General features: G+C 36.2%; 17 protein-coding genes. 6 read left to right on the top strand and 11 right to left on the bottom strand.

What is annotated here, in order from left to right; genetic code table 11:
• Positions 1–94: 94 nt before the first annotated feature.
• Complete coding sequence (folD, locus tag ACUNWD_RS15955; protein ID WP_445588836.1) at positions 95–970, bottom strand: bifunctional methylenetetrahydrofolate dehydrogenase/methenyltetrahydrofolate cyclohydrolase FolD; 876 nt, start codon at positions 968–970, stop codon at positions 95–97.
• A 16-nt stretch (positions 971–986) separates the two neighbouring features.
• On the bottom strand, positions 987–2,318 hold the full coding sequence (gene ffh / locus ACUNWD_RS15950; RefSeq protein ID WP_445588835.1) for a signal recognition particle protein: 1,332 nt from the start codon (positions 2,316–2,318) through the stop codon (positions 987–989).
• A 682-nt stretch (positions 2,319–3,000) separates the two neighbouring features.
• Between ffh and ACUNWD_RS15945 the strand changes: the two genes are divergently transcribed.
• The 3 genes from ACUNWD_RS15945 to ACUNWD_RS15935 all read left to right on the top strand — a co-directional run bounded on the left by ACUNWD_RS15945 (position 3,001) and on the right by ACUNWD_RS15935 (position 5,278).
• Positions 3,001–3,510, top strand: a complete 510-nt coding sequence (locus tag ACUNWD_RS15945) for an RNA polymerase sigma factor (protein ID WP_445588834.1) — start codon at positions 3,001–3,003, stop codon at positions 3,508–3,510.
• A gap of 114 nt (positions 3,511–3,624) precedes the next feature.
• Complete coding sequence (locus ACUNWD_RS15940; RefSeq protein ID WP_445588833.1) at positions 3,625–4,479, top strand: FecR family protein; 855 nt, start codon at positions 3,625–3,627, stop codon at positions 4,477–4,479.
• Positions 4,480–4,612: 133 nt separating this feature from the next.
• Entirely contained in the window at positions 4,613–5,278 is a 666-nt protein-coding gene (locus tag ACUNWD_RS15935; RefSeq protein WP_445588832.1) for a YkgJ family cysteine cluster protein, read from the top strand.
• 70 nt (positions 5,279–5,348) lie between these two features.
• Here ACUNWD_RS15935 and ACUNWD_RS15930 read toward each other — a convergent pair whose 3' ends face one another.
• The 6 genes from ACUNWD_RS15930 to ACUNWD_RS15905 form a co-directional block, all read right to left on the bottom strand.
• Positions 5,349–5,666 carry an antibiotic biosynthesis monooxygenase family protein gene (locus ACUNWD_RS15930; protein ID WP_445588831.1) on the bottom strand — a complete coding sequence of 106 codons (318 nt, stop codon included), beginning with the start codon at positions 5,664–5,666 and terminating at the stop codon, positions 5,349–5,351.
• Positions 5,663–6,064 carry a thermonuclease family protein gene (locus tag ACUNWD_RS15925; protein ID WP_445588830.1) on the bottom strand — a complete coding sequence of 134 codons (402 nt, stop codon included), beginning with the start codon at positions 6,062–6,064 and terminating at the stop codon, positions 5,663–5,665. Before ACUNWD_RS15925 ends, ACUNWD_RS15930 begins: the two co-directional genes overlap by 4 nt.
• A gap of 65 nt (positions 6,065–6,129) precedes the next feature.
• On the bottom strand, positions 6,130–8,055 hold the full coding sequence (yidC, locus tag ACUNWD_RS15920; RefSeq protein ID WP_445588829.1) for a membrane protein insertase YidC: 1,926 nt from the start codon (positions 8,053–8,055) through the stop codon (positions 6,130–6,132).
• A gap of 15 nt (positions 8,056–8,070) precedes the next feature.
• Entirely contained in the window at positions 8,071–9,675 is a 1,605-nt protein-coding gene (locus ACUNWD_RS15915; protein ID WP_445588828.1) for a CTP synthase, read from the bottom strand.
• Between the two features lie 137 nt (positions 9,676–9,812).
• The gene (locus ACUNWD_RS15910; protein WP_445588827.1) at positions 9,813–11,936 is read right to left on the bottom strand and encodes a DUF349 domain-containing protein; all 2,124 of its coding nucleotides are present in this window, start codon (positions 11,934–11,936) and stop codon (positions 9,813–9,815) included.
• A gap of 178 nt (positions 11,937–12,114) precedes the next feature.
• Positions 12,115–12,549, bottom strand: a complete 435-nt coding sequence (locus ACUNWD_RS15905; RefSeq protein WP_445588826.1) for an Hsp20/alpha crystallin family protein — start codon at positions 12,547–12,549, stop codon at positions 12,115–12,117.
• A gap of 237 nt (positions 12,550–12,786) precedes the next feature.
• Here ACUNWD_RS15905 and trmD point away from each other — a divergent pair, with 237 nt between their 5' ends.
• On the top strand, positions 12,787–13,470 hold the full coding sequence (gene trmD / locus ACUNWD_RS15900) for a tRNA (guanosine(37)-N1)-methyltransferase TrmD (RefSeq protein ID WP_445588825.1): 684 nt from the start codon (positions 12,787–12,789) through the stop codon (positions 13,468–13,470).
• Here trmD and ACUNWD_RS15895 read toward each other — a convergent pair.
• Positions 13,467–16,301, bottom strand: coding sequence for a PD-(D/E)XK nuclease family protein (locus tag ACUNWD_RS15895; RefSeq protein WP_445588824.1), 2,835 nt, complete (start codon positions 16,299–16,301; stop codon positions 13,467–13,469). The genes trmD and ACUNWD_RS15895 overlap by 4 nt on opposite strands.
• A gap of 284 nt (positions 16,302–16,585) precedes the next feature.
• On the opposite strand from ACUNWD_RS15895, the gene ACUNWD_RS15890 reads away from it, so the two are divergent.
• Both ACUNWD_RS15890 and ACUNWD_RS15885 read left to right on the top strand, forming a co-directional pair.
• Positions 16,586–17,293, top strand: a complete 708-nt coding sequence (locus ACUNWD_RS15890; RefSeq protein WP_445588823.1) for an SIMPL domain-containing protein — start codon at positions 16,586–16,588, stop codon at positions 17,291–17,293.
• Between the two features lie 167 nt (positions 17,294–17,460).
• Positions 17,461–19,779 carry a PAS domain S-box protein gene (locus ACUNWD_RS15885; RefSeq protein ID WP_445588822.1) on the top strand — a complete coding sequence of 773 codons (2,319 nt, stop codon included), beginning with the start codon at positions 17,461–17,463 and terminating at the stop codon, positions 19,777–19,779.
• Between the two features lie 40 nt (positions 19,780–19,819).
• Here ACUNWD_RS15885 and ACUNWD_RS15880 read toward each other — a convergent pair whose 3' ends face one another.
• Together ACUNWD_RS15880 and ACUNWD_RS15875 are read right to left on the bottom strand one after the other, a co-directional pair.
• Entirely contained in the window at positions 19,820–21,145 is a 1,326-nt protein-coding gene (locus ACUNWD_RS15880) for an MFS transporter (RefSeq protein ID WP_445588821.1), read from the bottom strand.
• Between the two features lie 14 nt (positions 21,146–21,159).
• Positions 21,160–21,945 (bottom strand): ThuA domain-containing protein, encoded by a 786-nt coding sequence (locus ACUNWD_RS15875; RefSeq protein ID WP_445588820.1) that lies wholly within the window; start codon positions 21,943–21,945, stop codon positions 21,160–21,162.
• Positions 21,946–21,961 lie beyond the last annotated feature (16 nt).

The following is a 21,961-nucleotide window of genomic DNA, read 5'->3' as shown; positions in this document are numbered from 1 at the left end:
GATTGATAACTTTCAATCTTTTTCCCACTCTTCGCTGAAAATAAAAAGAGGCCATCTCTTTTGAGACAGCCTCTTCACTTCTCAATAGAATGATCTATTTGTAAATCTCTTTTTTAGCAGACAATAAAGTGTTCTTCAATAAAGAAACACGAGTCATTGGACCAACTCCTCCAGGAACCGGTGTGATATAACTACATTTAGGAGCCACTTCATCAAACAACACATCTCCTTTCAGTTTCCAACCTGATTTTGTTAAATCTGATTTTACTCTGGTAGTTCCTACATCAATCACTACAGCGCCCTCTTTAACCATATCACCTTTGATAAACTCAGGTGCACCTAAAGCAGCAATTAAAATATCTGCATTTGCACAAAGCTCCTTTAAGTTTTTAGTGCGGCTATGAGCGACTGTAACCGTAGCGTTCATTCCTTTTTGAGACATCAACACACTCATAGGACGACCAACAATATTACTTCTACCAACTACGACACAGTCTTTACCGGAAGTTTCAATATTATATCTTTTTAGTAACTCAACAATACCATCAGGAGTGGCTGAAACAAATGAAGGTAAACCAATCACCATTCTTCCGACATTAATTGGGTGGAAACCATCAACATCTTTTTTAGGATCGATCGCTTCAATTATCTTTTGTTCGGAAATATGCGCTGGCAAAGGTAGTTGGACAATAAATCCATCTAAATCCTCATCATTATTGAGCTCTTCAACTTTAGCAAGTAACTCAGCTTCGGTTACGTCATCTTCATAACGAATCAAAGAAGATTTGAATCCGACCTCTTCGCAGTCTTTTATTTTATAGGCAACGTAAGTTTCACTTCCACCGTCGTGTCCTACCAAAATAGCAGCAAGGTGCGGGGTTTTAGCCCCATTTGCTTTCATCTCTTTTACCTCGGCTGCAATTTCTTTTTTAATGTCAGCAGCAGTTTGTTTTCCGTCAATTAAAATCATCTATATAAACTTAGAATTATCGTTTCATTGGCATATTGCCCATCATACGTCCAAGATTTTTGCCCTGAGAAACCATTCGCATCATTTTGCGTGTTTCTGCAAATTGCTTAATTAAGCGATTCACTTCCTGAATATTTGAGCCGGCTCCTTCTGCAACGCGCTTACGACGAGATCCATTTAAAATTGAAGGATCTTCCCGCTCGGCAGGTGTCATTGAGTGAATAATTGCTTCAATATGCTTGAATGCATCATCCTCAATATCCATGTTTTTAAGAGCTTTTCCCATTCCTGGAATCATACCAGCCAGATCTTTTAGGTTACCCATCTTCTTAATTTGCTGAATTTGCTTCAGAAAATCATTGAAGTTAAATTGGTTTTTGGCCAGCTTCTTCTGTAAACGACGGGCTTCATCAGCATCGAATTGTTCTTGTGCTTTCTCAACAAGTGAAACAATATCCCCCATGCCTAAGATTCGATCAGCCATTCGTTCCGGATGAAATACATCCAAAGCTTCCAGCTTCTCGCCCATACCAACAAACTTAATAGGCTTATCAACTACTTCCCGAATAGAAAGAGCAGCACCACCACGGGTATCACCATCAAGTTTGGTAAGAACAACACCATCAAAATCTAACCGATCGTTAAATTCCTTGGCGGTATTAACAGCATCCTGACCTGTCATTGAATCAACCACAAACAGAATTTCCTGAGGCGAAACAGCTTTCTTAACAGCTGCAATCTCATTCATCATCTGCTCATCGATCGCTAAACGACCCGCGGTATCAATAATTACAACATCATTACCATTATTTTTTGCATGGCTAATCGCAGCTTTAGCAATTTTGACAGGCTCCATATTACCATCTTCGGTATATACAGGCACATCAATTTGACTTCCCAATACCTTCAACTGATCAATCGCAGCAGGACGATAAACATCACCAGCAACCAGCAAAGGATTCTTGCCTTTTTTACTCTTCAGTAATTTTGCCAATTTTCCGGAGAAAGTTGTCTTACCGGAACCTTGTAACCCGGCAATCAATATTACTGCAGGTTTGCCTGTCAGGTCAATGTCAACTGACTTCCCTCCCATTAACACTGCCAACTCATCATGGACAATTTTCACCATCATTTGTCCTGGTTGAACTGATGATAAAACATCCTCACCTATAGCTTTTTCTTTGACAGTTTCGGTGAAAGATTTGGCGATTTTATAGTTAACGTCAGCATCCAACAAAGCACGTCTGACTTCTTTCAGCGTTTCAGCAATATTAATCTCAGTTATCCGGCCCTTCCCTTTTAACAGCCTAAACGATTTCTCTAATTTCTCATTAAGATTTTCAAACATATCCCATCAAAATTGATTGATTTTTAAAGCAGCAACAAAAGTACAAAAAAATAAGAGAAGCAATGTCCTAAAAAAATTCAAAAAAATATGATTTATCAGGGTTACCTTTTTAGGTTTAACAGAATAAAAAGATGTATTAACTTTTTTTGGAAGGGAGAGAGCAAAATGGCAAAGAATAGTTCCGAATATTATGGGTTGATATTTGGCTGTCCAATTGGACACGAGTTAGACGGCTGTATATATAAACCAATTAGAGAGTTGCCTCTACCTGAACGTATGAAATATATTTTGACATTACAAGCTGACGAGCGATCGGTTCTGGTTAATCACCACAAATGCTGTATCAATCGCAGAGAAAATAAAGTCCCTTTTTCACGAATCGCAATTTTGTAGAAACTAGGGGAGTCAGTTCTGACTCCCCTTTCTTTTTCTATTAAGTTCAAAAAAACATAATAAATTATTCACGCAAATTATTCTACTTTCCATATTTTTACCTAACTTATTGATTGTGAAAAGTTATTAGTGGCGAGGAAATTTTTGTTAGGCAGATTTTAATTTTAGAGCGGTTACCTTTTACTAAAAAACAGGATTATTAAAAAAACCGAAAGAAATATGAAACAAATCAACAATTCATTGTTGTTTGTTTCAATTAAAGCTCGGAATCAGTTATTTTTGATAGTGGATGAGTGAAATCAAAGACAAAACGTGGTTTGAAGAAATATTTGACAAGCATTATGAGGCTGTCAGAAACTATCTCTATTACATGTGTGGAGATATGAAACTTTCCGAGGATCTTGGGCAAGATGTTTTTCTAACATTATGGGAAAACAAGAATAAGCTTAGAGAAGAGACTCTCCGTGCTTTTTTATTCACTATTGCCCGCAATCGATATTTCAAGCACCACCGTAGAAAATCTGTCAATTTAAAATTCAGCAATTCACTAATTGGTTCTGAAGACAAAGAATATGAATCTCCAGAATATTTAGTGCAGGTGAAAGAATTTGATGAAAAATTGCAAAATGCAATCTCAAAACTTCCTGAACGTTCTCGCACCATTTTCCTCATGAACAGGCTGGATGACCTCAGTTACAGACAGATCAGTGAGAACCTTAACATTTCTGTTAAAGCAGTAGAAAAACAAATGACAAAAGCAATTCGCCTGCTTCACGATTCCCTTGACAGAAGACTCTAATTTTTTTTTCAAAATTATTTAATTCCATGGTAGGGTATTTATCTTATACTGGGTATCACATTCAGAAATGGATATTTGAGAGTGTTTAATAAACAACATGATTATTTGAAACCGATGCAGACCGTTGTCCAAAAAAGAGAAGAAAAGATTAATCACTTTATTAGTCATTATCACGTTCCTGCAGGTTTAGATAAAAAAGTTGTTTTAGAAAAGATTTTAAGGAAAATTGAAGAAGGAAAATACAAAGACCAAGGGGACGGCAAAATATTTTTTTTAAGTCCTGTTTATCGAATCGCAATATCAACCGCAGCTTTTCTCTTGGTTTTTTTCCTTCTTCAATTTTTTTTATCGACAATCGTTATTAATAGCGACGACTTAATTTCCAATTCCTACCTTCTTCCCGATGACTCCAGAGTTATGATGGACGTCAATAGCGAAATAAGTTTCCCAAAACATTGGTGGAAAAGAGAAGTTAAACTCAAGGGGACAGCCTATTTTGATGTAACAAAAGGCCGCAAATTCAAAGTAAAAACCAAATATGGAGACATTCAGGTTCTCGGAACACGTTTCCAGATTAAGATAATTAATGACGGCCTCGTTGTTAATTGTTATTCTGGCACTGTTAAACTTTCATCAAGTAAATTCGAGCAGCTCATTCACGAAGGAAATTCGGTTACACTTAAAAACAATCAAATTGACCAAATAACACCAATAACAGAGGAGTATCCTGAAATTGCGCGTTTTTACCAACATTTTTCACAAGTAAATATCAAAATTGTTGCTGAAGAAATCGAATACTTTTTCAATGTTGACATTGAAATTAAAGATACTACACTTTTAAAGCACTTTTCAGGAAGCATACACGCAACGGATTGTGAATCTGCACTGAAAATGCTGTGTGAGCCACTAGATTTAACTTATACTTTTAATTCATCACAAAAGAAATACATCATTGTGGAAAATAATTAAGACAATCAATCAATTCTTTAAGTATAATGGAAAGCATTGACTTTCTGATCTTTTAGCAATCACAACAAAGCAAATAGTGTTTTTGAAAAAGCTTCCCGAAACGGAAGCTTTTTTCAGTTTCAAATGATTAAATTTGCGAGAAAAATACATGGGCAACGCTCACTTTACAGAACATGATAAAGCTTTTTACAGCGATGGTTATAAGCTTGGAAACCAACAAAGCCAATGGAAGGAAGACACATTATTCAGCTCTATCAAGACCATGTATCAGGCTATTGATCAACTCATAGATTCTTTACTTGCCATGGCACAGCGCGAAGGAATTTCTATTGACTGCAAAAAAGGTTGTTCCTACTGCTGCCAACAAGCCGTATTCGCTAATTCGTACGAAATCCATTATTTGGGTAATTTCATAAAAACAAAATTTTCAAGGGAATCACAAAATGATGTTTTTAATAAAGCGTCTTTGAAAAATGAGAAAACTAAAAACCTGAGTGAAAACGAAATATTAAACTTCAAATCCCCATGCCCATTGTTAAGCAATGGAGCATGCGCAGCATACGAAGCAAGACCAATGGCTTGCCGAATCTATCTTTCCCAAAAGTTGTCTTCATGCATTGAATTTTATAACAATCCTGAAAACACTGAAAATTACCCGGCGCTACTTGAATTTCCATTGCGTGCTGGTCGAATGATGAATGAAGGTTATATGGCGGCATTAAAAGAAAACGGAACAATGACAGCAGAATTCAGATTGGAAGAAGGGCTTCAAACTTTTCTAAGTCCAAATGATCAATAAAAACGGATGCATCTCCTGAAACTTCCTTTTTCAATTTTATTTACTTGAGATCATCTGAGAAATAATCTTCTTACTTCTCAAAATCATAACCTCTTTCAACTAAAGCAATACGGATTTTAAATGATTGATACCATTTTTCCCTTCCCATCTTTCTGGCAAGGACATGATCCATCTGATTTTTCCAATTAGCTATCGCTGTCTGATCTTTCCAATAAGATACGGTAATACCGATTTCTTCTCGTGCAGATTCAAATCCTATAAAGCCTGGTTGTTGCTTAGCTAATTCTTCCATCTGCTTAGCCATGTCAGCATAGCCATCATCAACCACCGTTCGCACCGAAGTAAAAATAACAGCGTAATATGGAGGTTTGGGGGTAACTGCAATCATTTCATGAAATATGGTTCTGCAAAACCTTTTGCCACTAAAAGATCATTTAAACAATAAAAATCTCCGATTGTCCGAATTTTATCAACTCCCTGCAACAATTCCTCCGGAATCCGTATGTATAAAACAGCTAAGTACCTCCCATACTTTCCTTTGGAATCTTTTAGAGTTTCAACAATCGCCCAGTCCCCTTTTCGAATCAAGGACTTGGCAAAATCTGAAGCTAACTTGCCAAGTTTATACTCCTCGGAATCTTTTTTCACTCCATATACTTCAGGAGTATTTACTCCAAACAGTCGGATCTTCTCGTTTCTAACCCAAACTGTCAAGCCTAGATCAATGTCGATTACAAAAGTGTCGCCATCAACTACTTTTTGTATTTGTGCCTGGTATTGATACATCATTCGAATTTAAAATTACAAATGATAATTTACAAAAAATGCCGTCAGTTGACAGCATTTTAAGTTTATTTTTTAGGGAGTTGCATCCCTTTTTCTTTGGCCATTTTTTCGAGCCGCTTTTGGAAATTTGACTTTTTAGCCGGCCCGCTCTTCTTTTGTTTGGCTTGAAGCTGTGCTCTGATTTTCTCCTCATCAATCATTATGCGGAACAAGTACATTTGTCCGATAGTAATTAGATTGGCAAGGAAGTAATAATAACTCAAACCAGCAGAATAACTATTCAATATAAATAAGAACATTACCGGCATCATATACATCATGGTTTGCATTCCAGGCATTTGCTGACTGCTAGCAGCCTGCGAATTCATTTTTGTTGAAATGATCGTTGTAACCGTCATCAACAAACAGAACAAACTCACATGATCTCCATAAAATGGAATATTAAATGGTAAACTAAAGATCGAATCATAAGTTGACAAGTCGGTAGCCCATAGGAAACCTTCTTGCCGTAACTCAATCGATGTTGGGAAGAAAAAGAACATGGAGATTAGGATTGGAAACTGCAATAACATTGGCAAACACCCTCCCATCGGGTTCACTCCGGCCTTTTTATAAAGCGCCATTGTTGCTTGTTGTTTTTCCATAGCCTTATCTTTTCCATACTTAGCAGTAATCTCATCAATCTCAGGTTTTAATGCTTTCATTTTTGCCTGAGAGATGTATGATTTATAGGTTAGTGGAAAAAGAATCAACTTAATAAAAATGGTCAACAGTAGAATAATAATTCCAAAACTATTAATATGATTTCTTAAGAAATTAAATACAGGAATTACTAACCAAGTATTTACAAATCGAACATAGCCTAAATCAATGACACGCTCCATCGATAAATCATACTGTTTTAACGTATTATAGTGGTTCGGTCCAAAATAAAATTGCATGTCATAACTTTCGGTAGGTTTACCATCAAATGGCAATGCAATATCTGCATAAAAACTTCCCAAATACTTATCATTTTCCTCGTCATAATCATATTTAATATCTGCCGTAGGAAAAGCATCGTCTGCAATTAATGCTGAACTAAAAAACAATTGTTTGAAACTAATCCATTTCACTTTAGTCTTCAAACTCTCTTCATCTGACTTAGCCGCACTTAGCTTATCAACCTCGTCTTCAAAATATTTATAACTAATCGTGGTATAACGGTCTTCCCCAAATTTAGATTTACGCTCCAAACGAGGTGCTTCATATGCCCAATTAAAATTTAAGTAATTCGTATTCTGAGGTAACAACTTATCAAATCCAACACTTTTCACATTGAAATCGACCATGTATGAATTGTGCTTTAAGCCATAACTATACTCGAGGTACTTTCCATCACCAGCTTCCAGACGCATAGCAATTCCCTTGGATTCCCCGCTAAACCCCTTATTGTATTTCTCATTCCCTTCTTTTCCTTTCTTCACTTCAGGCCCATTTACGACAACGTTAGGCTGAGATACCGAAGGTTTAAAGAACAATTCATCGGTTTGAATACTTTTATTCTCAGAGAAGAAATTTAAGCCAAACAGATTTTCACCACCTTCAAATAAAATAAGAGGCAATGAATCATAAGTTTGATACCCTTTTAACTCAACAGAATAAATTTTACCACCTTTATTGGACAGGGTTATTTTCATTAAGTTATTCTCTAACGTAATGAATTTTTCTTCGCCATTAGCGGCAGCTCCAAATGCGCCAAACTTTGCAGTAGCCTCATTCAAAATTGAAGAAGAATCTGCTTCTTGGTTCTCAACATTGGAGGTTGCTCGTGCTTCAATTAATTTTGCTTGCTCTTCAGCTTTTTGAACTCTCGTTGCTTCAACTTGCGCCAGCGAATCCTGACGTCTCTTGGCCGCTTCGAGTTGTTCTTCCGAAGGTTTATTCAAGTAGCTAAAACCAATTAGGATAGCAAAAATCAGCACTACCCCCGCAATTGTATTTCTATCCATTTCCTATTTCTTTTCTTATTTTGTTAATGCAGCTTTCACAAATGCAACAAACAGTGGATGTGGGTTCAGAACTGTACTGCTGTATTCCGGATGATACTGAACTCCGATGAACCATTTATGTGAAGGAATCTCCATCACCTCAACTAAATTGGTATCTGGATTTAAACCTACAGGTTTCATTCCACCCTTTTTAAAATCTTCCAGAAACTGATTATTGAATTCATATCGATGTCGATGACGTTCTCGAATATCAGCTTGACCATATGCTTTGTACATATTCGACTTTTTATCTACAATATGACAAGCATAAGCTCCCAAACGCATGGTTCCACCCTTTTCGGTAATTCCTTTTTGTTCTTCCATTAAATCAATAACCGGGAAAGGAGCTTTTTCATTCATTTCTGTAGAATCCGCGTTTGTCATTCCTAAAACATTTCTTGCGTATTCGATTACTGCAATTTGCATTCCAAGGCATATACCAAGGAATGGAATGTTATTTTCCCTGACATATTTGGTTGCCAATATCTTTCCTTCAATGCCACGATGACCGAATCCAGGTGCGATTATGACACCATCCAGACCACCGACCATCTCCTCAACATTTGACTCATTAATCTCTTCGGAATGAATCCAATCCAATTTTACTCGACACAAATTTGAAGCTCCGGCATGAACCAACGATTCCGCTATTGATTTATAAGCGTCCTGCAATTCTACATACTTACCAACTAAACCAATTCGAACTTCGTGTTCCGGGTTTTTATGTCGTTCAAGAAAGTTATTCCATTCTTTTAATGCCGGATCATCCTTTAATGGAAGTTTTATCTTTTTAAGTACGGTAACATCCAATTTCTCTTCCCGCATCTTATTTGGAACATCATATATTGTAGGCACATCAATAGATTGAACCACAGCGTCTATTTCAACATTACAGAACAACGCTACCTTTTTACGAATATCAATTCCTAAATCATGCTCGGTTCGAAGTACTAGAATATCTGGTTGTACTCCATTTTCCAGCAAAGCTTTTACTGAATGTTGTGTTGGCTTTGTTTTTAACTCACCAGATGCCGCAAGAAATGGAACTAAAGTTAAATGAATGACCAATGCATTGGACCCAAGTTCCCACTTTAACTGACGAACAGCTTCAATATATGGTAAAGACTCGATATCACCAACGGTACCACCGATCTCGGTAACAACAATGTCATATTTTCTTTTTGTTCCCAGAAATTTTATTTTTCTTTTTATCTCATCGGTAATATGAGGAATAATTTGAACGGTTTTTCCCAAATAATCTCCTCGACGTTCCTTATTAATAACTGATTGGTAAATTCTACCGGTAGTTACATTGTTCGCCTGAGAAGTTGGTTTATTTAGAAAACGCTCGTAATGCCCCAGATCAAGGTCTGTTTCTGCCCCGTCGTCAGTTACAAAGCATTCTCCATGTTCATATGGATTCAGCGTTCCCGGATCAACATTTATATATGGATCAAGTTTTTGAATAGTTACAGAATACCCTCTGGCCTGCAACAACTTAGCTAATGAAGAAGCTAATATTCCTTTTCCTAATGAGGAGGTCACACCCCCTGTGACAAAGATGTACTTGGTTGATGACAAAATCGTAAATTTTAATGTTCCTAAAAACGCACAAAGGTAAGCAATAAAAGTTATTGCTCTTACACAATGTACCTGATATAATATGAACAAATAATTAAAAAACCCGCCAAAGTTAGCGGGTTGTATATTTGGACTATCTATTCTTCTTCGTCCATATTGTCAATAATCTGAATCTTTTCCTTCAAAAGCTCAATTTTTTCATGTGTCAATTCAATCTTTTTGTTGACATCTTCAATCATAGCTTCTGCATTCTTCGTATTGGCAAAGAAACCAATATTATTATTTAAAAGAGCCAAATCGCTTTCCAGTTGTTTCAATTTACTTACATACTTTTCGCGTTCAAATCGCATTTTATTTTGTCCACGAGATGTACCAGAAATATTGACAATCTTGTTTCTAAACTTTAACAAATTACGTTTTTGGTCATCCAATTTCAAGTTATCAAAGTGAATATTGATCGCATCTCTGAAATCGTTTTGAACCTTATCTTTATCTTTAAAAGGAACGTGACCAATTTCACTCCAACGACGCTGGAACTCTTTCATTTGATCTAAATCCTCCACATCATCTTTGGTTAGAACATATGCTTTAACTTCTTCGATGAGCTCCTTTTTCAGCTTAAGATTATCAATTTGTTCATCATCGACATGAGAAAAGTGCTCTGACTTTTTCTCAAAAAAATAATCACATGCAGCACGGAATCTTTTCCAAACCACGTCAGAATGCTTCCTTGGCACAGGACCTATTTCTTTCCACTTCCGTTGAATGCGAATGTACTCGTCGGTAGTTTTTCTCCAATCAGTGCTGTCTTTCAATGATTCGGCCTGCACACATAAATCAGTTTTCATTTGCAGATTATTCATCTGCAATTCCTTGTTCTGCGAATAAAACTCGCGCTTCCGATCAAAGAACTTATCACATGCAGTGCGAAACCTTTCGTAAATTCGGTTATTATCTTTTTTGGGAGCGAAACCAATTGTTCTCCAAACCTTTTGCAATTCAATCAACTCTTTTGAACGAACTTCCCAATCCTTATTTGAAGACATATCCTTATTGGCGATCTCTTCAGCCTTCTCGCAAAGAACAGTTTTCGCTTCAAGATTTTTCTTTTGCTCGGATTTTCTATTCTCAAAATACTCCTGATGCTTTTTATTTATTTGTGAAGTTGCAGCTTTAAAACGCTCCCAAAGCTCTTCCTTCTTATCTCTTGGAACCGGACCAATTTCTCTCCATTGCTCGTGATATTTTTGCAGAATGTTGAACGCCTTAATGATCGACGGTTCAACCAATAATTCTTCCGCTTTTTCACAAAGCCCAATCTTAGCTTCCTGATTCTTTTTCAAATCAAGGTCGCGCAGCTCCTTATTTATCTTGATATAATCGTAGAAATTCTCAACATGATGGTGATACGTTTCCCACAAATCTTTAAGCTTTGCCTGAGGAACCAGACCAATCTCCCGCCACTCCTGTTGCAAATCACGAAATTCATGAAACGTTTTATTTATCGACTCATCACGATTGACCAAATTTCTAATTTCCTCAATAATTTCATATTTCCTTTTAAGGTTATCTTCCTTTTCTGATTCCTGCTTTTTAGCGTAATCAGTCTTAACTTTTCGATATTCCTTTAATAAATTCTTGAGGTCTTCCTCATAAGGTTGGTTTTCTGGAACAAACTCAGCTTCATCTCCACCTTCTTCCAGATATTTTTTCTTTTCAGCTTCTACATTTGCACGATGCTTTTTGTAGAAGTTTATCTTTATTTTATCAACTTCATCTTTAATGTACTCATCATCTGATCCCTCTACCAATGCTCGAAGCGCATTGATGAGTTCAACTTCACTCATCGAAGAATAATCGATAGATTCCGTTACAACAACTTCCGGAGCAGCTTCTTCTTCCTTATCGACAGGTTCTTCAACCTCTTCCTCTGCTTTTTCTTCTTCAGCTTTCGCTTCAACAGGTTTTTCCTCTACTTCATCGATCACTTCTTCTTCAACGACATCTTCAACTTTTTCATCAACAACTTCAGCCTCAGGCTTTATTTCAACAGCAGCATCAGTCTTCACCTCTACAGTTTCATCGTTAACCTCATCTTCTTTAGATTCAGCAACAGACTCTTCAACTTCAGTTTCAACTTTAGGTGTTTTCACTTCTTCAACACCTTTATCCTTCTTTTCAATTGGCGTATCAGCTTCACCTGTTTTTGCAGGTGTTGCTTTTAACTCTTCCTCCGAGTTTTTTAGATCTTTAGGTTCCATAACAATAGTTTTAAAATTACCGAGTAATTATCAGAGATTTAGGACTAACTTAGCTTACGAAAATATAATATTCATAACGAATACTCAAAAAAATATGCATATTTTCTGAAAAACATGAACTTATAAACAAAAAAAGCCGCTTTCTCAAGCGACTTTCCTCCCCAAATCCCGTATTTATTTAACCTACCGTAATTTCTCTTTTTACAGCCACTGCCTCTTCTTTCTTTGGAAGATTTACTTCCAAAATACCATTCTTAAAAGAAGCACCAATTTTCAGTTGATCTATTTTCTGAGATATTTTGAATGATTTCTCAAAGTTTTGTGGCATAAACTCAACTCTCGAGTACTCATACTCCTGCTCCGCTTTCTTCACTTCACCTTTAATTACCAAAAGATCATTCTCTACAGAAATCGATACTTGCTCTTTATCAAATCCAGGAATAGAAAGCTCTAACCGGAAAGCATCTTTCGTTTCAAAAACATTTGCAGATGGATTGAAAGACAATTCATTCTTAGCAAAACGATCGTAATTCACTCCCTGATTCAATACTTCATTTAATAATCTATCTACTCCATTGTGAGCATAAAACGGATTTACTTTTACTAGTTTCATAATTTATTCCTCCTTAAATTGTTTAATAATTAATTTCTGAACTGCTTAATTTCAAAGCTTATTCCAAATACAGAAAGTCGACATTTTTTCAATTTCGAAGCAATAAATCATGCCATTATGTCTCACTTAAAGGATTTTTTGCGCCACAAAGGCATCTTATCTAATTTAGTGGATGTGTTTTTGGCCCTGAAAATTGTTCGATGATCTGATAAATGTTGCTACTTTTGCAAGAAAAAAATGCGAATCGATATACTTACAGTTGTACCAGAAATTCTGGAAAGCCCATTTAGCCACTCCATCATCAAACGTGGAAAAGACAAAAAACTGGTTGAAATACACATCCACAATATTCGTGACTTCTCAACCGACAAACACAAACGAACAGATGACTATGCTTTCAGCGGAGGTGCTGGAATGGTTATGACAATTCAACCAATCGAGGATGCCATTAATTTTTTGAAAGCACAACGCGATTATGATGAAATAATTTACACTAGTCCGGATGGAGAAAAATTCGCACAAAGAACAGCGAATCAACTATCTCTCAAGAAAAACATCATCATACTTTGCGGACACTACAAAGGTGTAGACCAACGAATTAGGGACCATTTCATTACACGAGAGATATCAATTGGGGATTTTGTTTTAACCGGAGGCGAACTGGCTGCGGCCGTTATGGTAGACAGCATTGTGCGGATTATTCCCGGAGTCCTTTCAGATGAAACATCTGCGTTGACTGATTCCTTTCAGGATAACTTATTAAGCCCTCCAGTTTACACAAGGCCTGCAAACTACAAAGGTTGGAAAGTTCCCGATATTTTGCTGAGCGGAAACGATAAGCAAATTAATGAATGGAAAGAAAAGCAAGCCTGGGAACGCACCAAACAGCTCCGCCCAGACTTATTAGAGAACAAAGATTAAGATCGCCTGCATATAATATTAAATTGGCAATTGGTGCATTTCTTAACGTCATCAGTTTGTTCGTAGCTTCCTGTGTCACTAAAAATCTCATTCAGTAGATTTTGAAGGCTTTCGGTAAAATCAACGGACACATCCTTATAGTTTATCGGAGTCTTATTGGAGGTTATAAAAGGTGAAAACTCATCATCAAAAAACTGATCAATCTTATAAATCGCCGGATTTATTTGCTTACCGGAATTTGTTCGCGAAAATATCTCACAATACACCAGGGTTTGCATAATTTCTTTGCGCCGATCTTTGTATTCCCGATCGAAAAGTTGATCTATTGACTTATAATCCAGCTTTAAATTGCGCCCAGTTTTATAATCAATAATCCGAACGCCATCTTCAGTTTCATCAATTCGATCAACAATTCCTCCTATTCGAATATGACGCTCCTCACCTTTTATAACAAGTTTAAAATCTGCTTCAAAGTCCCCTTCCAACGCAATAATTCTAAATGGTGTAATACCCATGTCATTTTTCAACATTTGCTCAAGGTAGGTCTTCAAATGTTCTGCAATTAAAATATTATTGCCGACAAGCTTAATATCGGCTAGTTCCTTGTCCTTATAATATTCATTTTTAAAGGCAACAAGTATGTACTCCTCAACTTTCTTCTTATTGAGAAGCAAAGCCTCCAAATGCTTCTTGTCAATAATCTCATTGTCAAAATCACTGTAAAGCTTTTCAGCAGCCAAGTGAAATAAATTTCCAAACAAACGAGGGTCGACATCTTCCAATAATTCATCTTTCTGCCTGATCCTGGCGATATGTTGAAAGTAAAACTTCAGCTTACAATCCAGATAGGTATTCAATGCACTTGGACTTAAGCGTTTCCCAGAATAATACTCAAGCAACTTATCAAGATGCTTCGTTGTTGCATTGATTTTTATAGGCAAAGGCTTAGATGCTTTGAAATCAAAATTAAGATGATAGCGTTCAGCCTTAAAAGAGGAATCATATTGTAATTGCAATAAATATCGGCTCATCTCCCCTGTATTTAGTCCATCCGTTGACGAATCATAAACTAACAATACTTCTTCTGCACGATGAATCAAGCGATAGAAATAATATGCATTCATAGCATCATGCTCCTCATAAGAAGGAAGTCCAAACGCCTTTCGAAGATGATATGGTATAAAGGAGTGTATGCTCGTAGTTTTTGGCAATTTACCTTCATTTACCGAAAACATTACCAACTTTTTAAAGTCCAGATTTCTGGTTTCCAAAATCCCCATCACCTGCAAGCCCGATAATGGTTCTCCTTCAAACGGAATGGAAATTCGCTGTAAATGCTGAATCAAAATACGTTGATAAAGAGCCAAAGACATACTATTCACTCCAGAATCACCAAGCGTATCGGACAAACGTTGCACCGACAAATATGCCTGGTACAAGTATTCTGCTTCTAAACTAACCGGATGTTCATCTTCGTTACAAAATTTAACAGCAAGCAATTGCATTAACGCAAGCAAAGACTCTGAAAAACTTCTCCAATTTGCATACTTCGTAAACAAAAGTTTCAATATCTGATTCTTCTGAAGATCGTCTGACCCAATGTATATTTTATTTTGGAGATGAATTTCTTTGACAAGCTCTTTACTATCTGCACCTAATATCAACTGATGATTAAGAATTGCCAAAGCAGGCCGATGATAAAACACAACTTTACCATCAAGCACCCGACAATTCTTCTGTCCCTCAATAAAAGCAGTAATCAAACTATACACAGGAGTATTCTGAAAAGGATATCCCATTGTAATATTGATATTATCAAATCGACTTCCTGCAGAAGAAACAACAGGCATCAACAGGCTTTCTTCGGCTAAAACCAAAGCAACATCATCAAAGTGATGTTCTTTTGAAACATTAGATAATAATTGATTTTGATTTAAAATTTGAGCTTGCGCCACCTGACCGGGCACTGAAATCATTTTTATTTTTCGATTCTGATTTTCACCACTGACTAGATCAAAATCAGCAGGAGGCGGAAATTGAACCAGGTTTTCTCGAATAAACAAACTTGCCTCATGATCCTGATCGTTTAAAAACCATGGATCATAATCCCAATAAAAACCAACTTCTGATATAGAATTTACACTTTTTAATATTCTCTTCTCACAAGCATTTAGAGCATTAAAACCAATAAAGGCATATGATTTCTTCTTTAGCTCGTCTGCTAATTTGGGCAGTTTATTCACTACATCACGATAAATCAACCCGTTGTAAACAGCGCCATCCTGTTCTAACTCCTCTTTAAATACCTGATAAATATGAGGAAGCTTGTTCCAAATCTCCATGAATTTTTCTCTATTCACAGAATCGGCTGCTTTTCCTAAATTTCCCCAAAATGACTCAATTGCCTTTTTCTGTTCGGGAGTTAAATAATCAAAACGACTTTCAATTTCCTTTAGGTCTGCAATGTTTTGAAATAAATCCGCCGCATCCAGCAGATAATTATCAATATCATTGAAGTCATTCAATAAAATCTCGCCCCAAAAATAAAATTCATCCAATTCTTCCAAATGACCAGTTTCTCGTTTGTAGATTTCGTGCAACCGCATAATTAAAGCAATCTGATCTGATAATTGCAGGCCCGATAAACGTTTAATAAAATCATTTATCGTAATTACTTCAGGCCCCAATACAGGCTGATCAAGCAACTCATTTAGATATGCATTAAAAAAAACACATGAACGACGATTTGGAAATATAATTGAAACCTTATATAAATCCTGATTATATTTTCGATATAAATGTCTGGCAACTTGTTTTAGGAATGGATCCATGAACAATAAAGTTTGTGGGATATTAAATTTATTGAAGTTTCTTTTCAGGAAACTAAATTAAATAATTTATTGATGTGTTTACCACATTCATTAGTTGCAAATAAATAGAAACACAACAAGCTCCTGACTGGTTGCTGATTATACACTAAGCAATTTCAATGTATTATTAAAATTTTATGAGATATAATTCTAACTTAAAACAAATTTGATTGTTGCTTATTATACAAAGTAGCTATTTGAAAAATTCGATAAATAAAATTAAAGACCCATTAAAGGATTATATAATGAAAACGATTAAAACATTTGCCCTCATTTTGTTTCTCCCGATCATGGCATTTGCGCAACCGAACTCCAATTCACTTGATGCGATCCCATATATAGAAGTTACAGGAGAAGGAGAACTGGAAATTGTTCCTGATGAAATTTTTCTACAACTGACTTTAAAAGAAAAATATGATGGAAATAAAAAAACCAGCATCGATGTTCTTGAAAGAAATTTAAAGCAACAACTACAGGAAAAAGGTATAGATTTAACAAAACTCACATTGGCAGATGCTGATGCTGCATACGTAAAAATCAAAAGAAAGAATAAAGATGTATTGGCATCAAAAGACTATCTGCTTGAAGTTAATAACACCACAGCACTTGCTTTAGTATGGGAAATTCTCGATGAAATTGAAGTGCAGAATGCCTATATAAAAAGGGTTGATCACAGCAATATGAAACAACTGGAGAAAGATGTTAAAATTAATGCCATATTACATGCAAAAGAAAAAGCCAATTACTTATTGTCTGCAGTCAATAAAAAAGTCGGAAAAGTTCTGTTAATTCAGGAGCGAGAAAATTACAACCAAATTCCTCTCACCCGGGTAAAACTTGAAATGGCAACCCTTGATGAAAGAAACGACTCTCCGCCGGTAAAAGAATCTGAAATCACCTTTCAAAAAATTAAGATGAATTACAAGGTATTTGCCAGATTTGCCATTGAATAACAATGCCATATTCATCATCCTCAACAACAAACACATCAATTCAATATCTCAAAATCAGCTGTAAAACAGGTAAATATTAATTGTAAAAGATATTATTCGTTTGCTTTTGATCTGCTAAAATTTAATATTTACATGCTTATAGATTTAGTTGATACAAAATACCACTCGTGAACGGTACTATGAAAGATGATCAATTGCATGATGTTTCTCAATTGCAAAAGGAGAACCAGCAATTAAGGGAAGAGCTAGAAAGTATGAGGGAGAAGTTTGCTATTCGTAGTCACCTTCTTGAAAATTCGCCAGTTTTAGCCTGGATGGTTGACACGGATTTTAAGTTCATTTATCTCAGCAATTCTTTTTTAAAAGGCTACGGTGCACTGGCCAATGTTGAACTAAAAATCGGTCAAAACATTTTAGAAGTCATTAAGCCTAAATACGTGGCCGACTGGGAAATTCGTTTAAAAAAAGCTATTGGAGGTGAACACATAACATTTGAAGAAATAATTTCAAATGACAACACTACGAAGCATTTCCAAATGACCATTTCACCAATCATCATTGAAGGAAAAATTAGCGGCGTTCAAGTATTCATTAATGAAATAACCAGGCTTGTAGAGGCTGAAAAGAAAGAAGATTCAAGTCTTAAAAAGCTTCAACAAATATTTAATCAACTGCAAGATCTCTACTACGAAGTAGAACTAGATGGTACAATTACTGAATTAAGTCCAGCCGTAAAAAATATATCCGGTTACACCCGTGAAGAATTAATTGGGAAAGATGTTAGTAATCTATATTCCAATGCAGAAGAAAGAGAACGTTTCCTGGATAAAATCAGGCAGGACGGCAAAGTTCAAAACTACGTAATCAATTTTAATGACAAGGATAAACGAAGCAGGCGAATGGCGCTGAGTGCAACCTTAATATTATCAGATAACAAAGAGCCTCAAAAGATTGTTGGTATGATGAGGGACGTGACAGAACTTGAAGTTATCAATAAAAGTCTTAGCTGGTTTCGTCGTGCAATAGAACATAGCCCCATATCAATTATTATCACAGACAGAAACGGGAAAATTGAGTATACAAATCCATTTTTCAGTAAAACAACGGGCTACAAATACAGTGAAGTGGTTGGGAAAAATCCATCCATTTTTAAGACAAGTTTGCACCCAAGAAGTTATTATAAAGAACTTTGGAAAACGATATCCAACGGTGAAATTTGGCAAGGCGAATTTCGGAATAAGCAAAAAGATGGAGGTTTCTTTTGGGAAAAAGCGACAATAGCTCCCGTAAAAAACAGCAACGGAGATATCTCCAATTACATTGCAATTAAAGAAAACTTTACCGAAAAGAAACAAGCAACTGCCGAAATCAAAAGACTTAAATCCTTTAATGATCGTATCATTAATACCATGCAGGAAGGTATTTTAGTAGAAGATGGAAATGGAACCGTCTTATTTACAAACCCTGCATTCACTACTATAACGGGTTATAACACAGATGAATTAATCGGCAAAGAATGGAATTTTCTGATTAAGCCATCTCATCAAAAACTAGTAGACGAAGCCAATCAACGAAAGAAAAAAAACAAGAGTGATTCTATTGAAATTGAATTGATTACCAAAGAAGGGGAGAGTGTACCTGTTATCTTTGGAGGGTCTCCTATTTTTGAGGAAAACAAATACTCCGGACTTGTCGCTGTATTCACGGATATCAGCAAACAGAAAGAAAATCAGAAAAACTTAAAAAAAGCACTCAAACAAGCGCAACTATCGGATAAACTTAAGTCTTCTTTTCTGGCAAACATGTCTCATGAAATTAGAACACCGATGAATGCGATACTTGGCTTTGCAGGAATTCTTCGAGAAGAAAGAGAACTCGATGAAGATCTGCGTGAAGAGTATTTTAGCATTATTGAAGACAAGGGGAATGATCTATTGCAAATCATCTCTGACGTCATTGACATTTCAAAGATTGAGTCAAAAATAATCGACATTAAAAATGAAGAAATACAGCTCAACCAATTTTTGAAAGAACTCTTCTCCAATTTCGAAAAAGAAGCATCCATAAACAACTCCAAGGTAAAGCTGACGCTCAATACTCCTTTAAAGATCAGAACCGTAAAAGCCTACGCCGACAAACATCGATTAACACAGGTAATTAATAATTTACTTAATAATGCCATGAAATTCACCGATGAAGGTGAAATTGAATTAGGATATGAAATCACCAACAAAGACTACTTGTTTCATGTCCGCGATACTGGAATCGGTATTTCGTCAAAGAATACAAAAATTATTTTTGAACGTTTCAGGCAAGCTGATGACAATTACACCCGAAGCTTTGGTGGAACAGGGCTAGGTTTAAATATCTGTAAAAAACTACTTAAATTAATGGGAGGGAAAATATGGGTTGAATCTGTAGTCGGTAAAGGGTCGACATTTTACTTTACCCTCCCCATCACTCATAAAGATATCACCTCAACATAAATTGAGGTGATATCTTTATTATTTGACAGGTGACAAACTGCTATGCATTTACTTTTCTTCTTTTTACAATCAAGTGAAGTGCAATAAATGCAAACACCAATATAACCGGCAATACAGACATATTACGCAAAGTTATTTGTGCACCCGCTGTTTCTATTGATTTCCCCATAATTGGCAATACCATCGAAGTGGCTACGAATCCGGCTCCGCCAAGAATTGACATGCCCAGTGCTCCACTTTTGGGAATGTACTCAGAAGCAACACCAATCATTGTCGGCCAGAAATAACAAACCCCTACTGCAAATACTGCAGCAGACAATACAGTCATTAGCGGTCCACTGGCAATGCTCAACAACAATAACCCTGCAACAGAAAACGCTGCCGAACCAATTAACACTCCTGGTGGATTTAATCGATGTATTAAACCACCCGCAAAATAACGTCCCACTGCCATAATACCAGTCACAACCGCTAATATAACCATCGGATGAATTCCATTTTTAGCGAGCAATGCATTAATCCACTGGGTTGTACCAAGCTCAGTCGAAGCAGTTAAAAGCATGCAGAAAAATACAAATGGGAACAATAAACTAATCTTATTCACAGCTTTCCCTTCAACAACAATTAAGATTGCCACAGCCGCAACAATAACAAGCAACAGTGAATTATTCGATGTGATCGCTTCTGAAATAGCAGGAATAGTTGCCACTAAAATCATAAAAATAACGGCCAGCGTAATTGTATAAGGAGCTCCAATATTCCTCATCATTTCTTTATAGCTAACACCAGTAGATACTCGTTCAGTTTCTGGAATTTTCTGGCCAAAGAAAAGAAATCCATAAATAGCCAGCGGAATGAATAACATGCTAACCAATACTTGCCAAGGCAAATTTAGTTGGTCCATTATTAATGCCGCTAAAAGGCTACCAATTACAATTCCCCCAGGGAACCAAACATGGAACCGATTAAGCATCTTTGTTTTTCTATCTGGAAAAAGAGTAGCAACCAATGGATTACAAGCCGCTTCAACACTACCATTTCCCAATCCAATAAATACATTAGAAATAAATAATGATGTGTAATCTTTTGCAATTAACAACAGAATAATGCCAATAAAGTGCATGCAAAAAGCCATCCAAATAATTGTTTTAGTTTTTACAATGTCAATAAAATACCCCCCAGCAAACATCGCCACAGCAAAGCCCCAAAATGCTGGTCCGAAAGCTCTGCCAACCTGTTCTTTGGTGAGGCCATAATCATCAGTAAAAACTCCTTCAATTTTAGCTCGGATTGCAAAAGTGATTGCAGTTACCAGTAAAGCAAGGCAACTTGCAATAAAAAGTTTTTTTTGGTTTACATTCTCCATAATTCCGGTTTTAGTTAATTAGTATAGTTTGTGGTATTTAAATACATAATCGATTGCTTTAGGAGCTGCCTGTAATTGCTGTCCTGGTAAGTGTCCTTTGCATGGCCAGGCTGAAGATAAATAATGCTTGAATTCCCATATTTATTTTCCCATCCAATGTATTTTTTACTATCCCGATGATCCGTTTCAAGTAAGAGATGGACATTTGATAAAACCTCTGTATTTCCATAAACCTCATCATAAAGTTCGAATTCTGACAAGCTTTTTGTAACCGGATGTTTTTCATCAAGCAGTTTTATCGAAACATTTACATCATGCTTATAACTTGAGTATCCCGAATCAGGAATTCCTTTAAATAGCTGCTCTTCGTAATACTTTCCACCAACAACGTTCTTAAACTCTGGCCAATTCTGATAGGATACAATTGCATGATGTAAAAAAAGCATTGGCTTTCCTTTTTTTAGCAAATTAACAAATGCCTTCTTTTGCGTCTCAGTAATTGTTTGGTACATATCGTAAAACACCAAAACATCATACTGATCAGTCTCTCCTGCTTCAATCAACTGATTCGCAGCGGGCTGAACTGATTCATCCCAAGCAATTCCCAATGAATTAAACATCGCCTCAAAGGGTTGTCGATCAAACTCATGGCCACCAGTTACTACAAGCACATGGACATCCTGAGCAGTTATATTATTTGTAAACGCCAGAAAAAACATCAAAAATCCAGCAAGTACAACTGGCAACTTTGTGAATATACATAGTGAATTGTACCCAATTATTTTTAATTGAAAAAACACAGAAATAAATTTAGAA

Source organism: Sunxiuqinia sp. A32 (assembly GCF_052690465.1).
Note: the sequence above shows the minus strand (reverse complement) of the source record. Positions and strands in the feature narration are given on the sequence as shown.